General features: G+C 72.1%; 3 protein-coding genes and 1 pseudogene. 2 read left to right on the top strand and 2 right to left on the bottom strand.

Annotated features, from left to right (window positions below; genetic code table 11):
- Window positions 1-1012: MBL fold metallo-hydrolase (locus O3Q52_RS50520; RefSeq protein WP_269655150.1), on the bottom strand; the 1012-nt coding region annotated here is incomplete at its 3' end.
- A gap of 334 nt (window positions 1013-1346) precedes the next feature.
- Between O3Q52_RS50520 and O3Q52_RS50515 the strand changes: the two genes are divergently transcribed.
- Complete coding sequence (locus O3Q52_RS50515) at window positions 1347-2537, top strand: glutamate dehydrogenase (protein WP_269655149.1); 1191 nt, start codon at window positions 1347-1349, stop codon at window positions 2535-2537.
- 98 nt (window positions 2538-2635) lie between these two features.
- Entirely contained in the window at window positions 2636-3256 is a 621-nt protein-coding gene (locus O3Q52_RS50510; RefSeq protein WP_269655148.1) for a TetR/AcrR family transcriptional regulator, read from the top strand.
- Between the two features lie 283 nt (window positions 3257-3539).
- On the opposite strand, the pseudogene O3Q52_RS50505 reads toward O3Q52_RS50510, so the two are convergent.
- Window positions 3540-3650 (bottom strand): annotated as a pseudogene (locus O3Q52_RS50505) (SGNH/GDSL hydrolase family protein); the annotation flags it as partial.

Raw genomic sequence — 3650 nt, 5'->3', positions numbered from 1 at the left:
CGCCGGCCGCGCGGGCGGCGGTGACGGTGCCCTCGCCGGGCTCGGCCCAGGGGTGCGCCGCGAGGTTGAACGTCGCCCAGTGGATCGGCATCATCACGCCGCTGGGCCGGCCGCCCTGGAGGTCCAGGTGGGCCCGCATGCCCTCCTCGGGCGTCATGTGGATGTCGGGCCAGAACTCGCTGTACGCGCCGATCTGGATCATCGTGGCGTCGAAGGGGCCGTGCTCGGCGCCGATGTCCGCGAAACCGGCGAAGTACCCCGTGTCCCCGCTGTGGTAGATCCGGTGCTCGTCCCCGGCCACGGCCCAGGAGGCCCAGAGGGTGTGCTGCGTGTTGCGCAGGCCGCGGCCGCAGAAGTGGCGGGCGGGTGTGGCGGTCAGGGAGATTCCGCCGACCTTCGTCGTCTCGTGCCAGTCGAGCTCGCGCAGCCTGTCCGCGGAGACGCCCCAGTGCTCCAGGTGGGCGCCGACACCGAGGGGCACCGCGAACACCGTGTCCGTACCGGCCAGGGCCTTGATCGTGGGCAGGTCCAGGTGGTCGTAGTGGTCGTGCGAGATGACGACCACGTCCACCGGGCCGAGCGCCTCCAGCGGGAGGGGCACGGGGTGCAGCCTCTTGGGACCGGCGAAGGCGAACGGGGAGCAGCGCTCACCCCAGACCGGGTCGAAGAGCACTCGGTGCCCGTCGATCTCGGCGAGGACGCTGGAGTGCCCCATCCACGTCAGCCGCAGTCCGTCGGCCGGTGGCCGGGCCAGGTCGGCGAGGGTCGTGGCATGCACAGGCACTGTGCCCGCCGGGGCGCGGCGCACGCGCTCCTCCTTGCGGAAGAAGGACCGCGCGAACTCGAGCATGGCACCGTCGGGCCGGGGTGCGCCCTCGGGATTCCGGAAGACGCCGTCCGCGTAGTTCGGCGATCTGCGGATGCGCTCCATGCGCTCACCGCTCGGATCCGCGCCGAACGCGGCGGGCCGCAGCGCACGGAGCCCGGAGCTGAGGGAACGGGAACCGGTCACGGCACCTCCAGGTGGAGTCGGTCTGAATTTCCATTATGGTCGCCGCCTCTGACAGCGCCGGGTCGGGCGTATGGCAGGGCGGTTTCCGCGCGGGCCATGGCGGGATCCATCGAATACGGCATCACGTTCTACTGAAGATCCATTCAGTAAGTTGACAGATACATGCAGCACTTTCGATACTGACCGACCATTCAGTAGAGGCAGCCGGTACAGCACCGGGGCGCAGTCTGCACCCGGCCCCACGCCGGTCAAACGCTCCGAACCTGTCACCTTGTTCCCCTCGCCCCCGTTTTCCAGACCCCCGTTTCTCAGACCCCCGTCCCCGAGGAGCCCCATGACCGCCCAGGACAGCAGCCCGTTGATGACGCTCACCTGGACCGACCACGTCACCGGCCGACAGGGGCATCTGGTCGTGGACCGGCTGGTGCGCGGTGTCTCCAGCGGCGGGCTCCGCATGCGGGCGGGCTGCACGCTGGACGAGGTCGCCGGGCTCGCCCGTGGAATGACCATGAAAGAGGCCCTGCACTACAACCCCGAGAGCCGCTACGTACCGCTGGGCGGCGCCAAGGGCGGCATCGACTGCGATCCCCAGGCCCCGGAGGCGTACGGCCTGCTCGTGCGCTATCTGCGTGCCATGCGCCCGTACATCGAGAGCCTCTGGACCACCGGGGAGGATCTCGGTCTCACCCAGGACCTCGTCGACCGCGCCGCGGCGGAGGCGGGTCTCGTGTCGTCGATCCAGGCCGTGTATCCGCTGCTCGACGACGAGGCGGCGGCCCGGCGGCGGCTGGCGGACGCGTTCGCGGTCGAGGTGGACGGCATCGGGCTCGACGAGCTGGTCGGCGGCTGCGGGGTGGCCGAGTCGGTCCTCGCGGCCCTGGACCGGGCCGGGGTCGCGCACGAGGGGACCCGGGTCTCCGTGCAGGGGCTGGGCACGATGGGCGGGGCCACAGCCCGCTTCCTCGCGCGCGCGGGACTCAGAATCGTGGCCGTCGCCGACGTGAAGGGCACGATCGCCAACCCCGGAGGGCTCGACGTCGACGCGCTGCTCGCCGCCCGGGACACGTACGGAACGATCGACCGTGCGGCCCTGCGTCCGGGCGACCGCGAACTGCCCGGCGACGCCTGGCTGTCCGCCGACGCCGACGTGCTGGTGCCGGCGGCGGTCTCGTACACGATCGACACCACCAACCAGGGGCGGATCACGGCCCGTTGGATCGTCGAGGCCGCCAACATGCCCGTCCTGCCGGGCGCGGAGCAGCAGCTCGCCGGCCGCGGTGTCACCGTCCTGCCGGACGTCGTGGTCAACTCCGGGACCAACGCCTGGTGGTGGTGGACCCTGTTCGGCGACATCGGGGCCGACGCGGACGAGGCGTTCGCGTACACGCGACGTTCGATGCGTGCACTGATCGACCAGACGCTCGCGCGCGCGGAGGCCGACGGGACGACACCGCGGGCGGCCGCGCACGCGATCGTCGCGGACCGGCTGCCGGTGATCGCGGAGCGCTTCGGCTGGTACCGCTGACGCCGCGAGCACGCCCGGCGGGAACGGTGACGGCCCGGCCGCGGCCGGTAACCGACCCTCCACCGGCGCACTCCGGGGCGAAGCAATAGGGTTGCCCGGTGGCAAGAGTGCGGTTGAGCGTGGCGGAGCGGCGTGAGGAACTGCTGCGGGCCGCCATCCAGCAGATCGAGGGGCGGGGCGTGTCCGCGGTGCGGATCGCCGATGTGGCGACCGCGCTCGGGGTGAGCAACGCGCTGGTGCTCTATCACTTCTCGACCAAGGAGAAACTGGTCGCCGCCGCGTTCACGTACGCGGCCGAGGACGACCTCGCCCACCTCCGCAAGCTGCTCGGCCGCCGGACGACCGCGCTGCGGCGGCTGCGGGCGGCGGTCCGCTGGTACGCGCCGACCGGGCAGGCCAAGGGCTGGCGGCTGTGGATCGAGGGCTGGGCCGTGGCGCTGCGCGAGCCCGCGCTGCGGGACGTCACCCGCGACCTGGACCGGCAGTGGAAGGCCGCGATCACCGAGGTCATCGCGGAGGGCGTGGCCGCCGGCGAGTTCCACTGCCCGGACCCCACGAGTACGGCCCTGCGTCTGACCGCCCTGCTGGACGGGCTCGCCGTCCAGATGACGGCGTACCCCGGCGCGGTCTCACGCGCCCGCACCCAGGAGTGGGTGGACGAGGCACTGGCCCGGGAGCTGGGCCTGGACCGCGGGGCGCTGACGGCTCCGGGCGCCTGAGGCGGCGTACCGACGCACCGCCGATTCGCCGATTCGCAAGCCGGGAGGGGACAGCCAGGCCTCGTCGACGTCACCGCCGAGCGACGGCGGGGCTTCCCCGGCATCACCGACCGCAAGACGGTTCGCGGCCTCACCACAAAGAATTTCGGCCTCACCCACAACGCAGCGGCGGCTCCCCCGACGTCACCCGTCAAGGAAGCCCCGTCCCTCCGCGGACATTCCGGCCACAGACCGAGACCGGTCGAACCGCGGCCCGCCCCGAAGGCCCTAGGCCCCCGGACCTTCAAGCCACCGGCTCGATCCGCATCTTGATGTCGTCGGGCGACAGGCTTCCCTTCGCCACCACACGGTCCCCGGAGGACTCCCCGCGCAGTCGCCGCCCGACCCCGGCACC

This window comes from Streptomyces sp. ActVer, assembly GCF_027270795.1.
Classification (GTDB): Bacteria; Actinomycetota; Actinomycetes; order Streptomycetales; family Streptomycetaceae; genus Streptomyces; species Streptomyces umbrinus_A.
This window is presented reverse-complemented; position numbering and strand designations above follow the sequence as displayed.

Bases quoted from the DNA above. Each gene is read 5' to 3' on its own strand.
- O3Q52_RS50515 (WP_269655149.1), top strand. From the start codon at position 1,347: ATGACCGCCCAGGACAGCAGCCCGTTGATGACGCTCACCTGGACCGAC.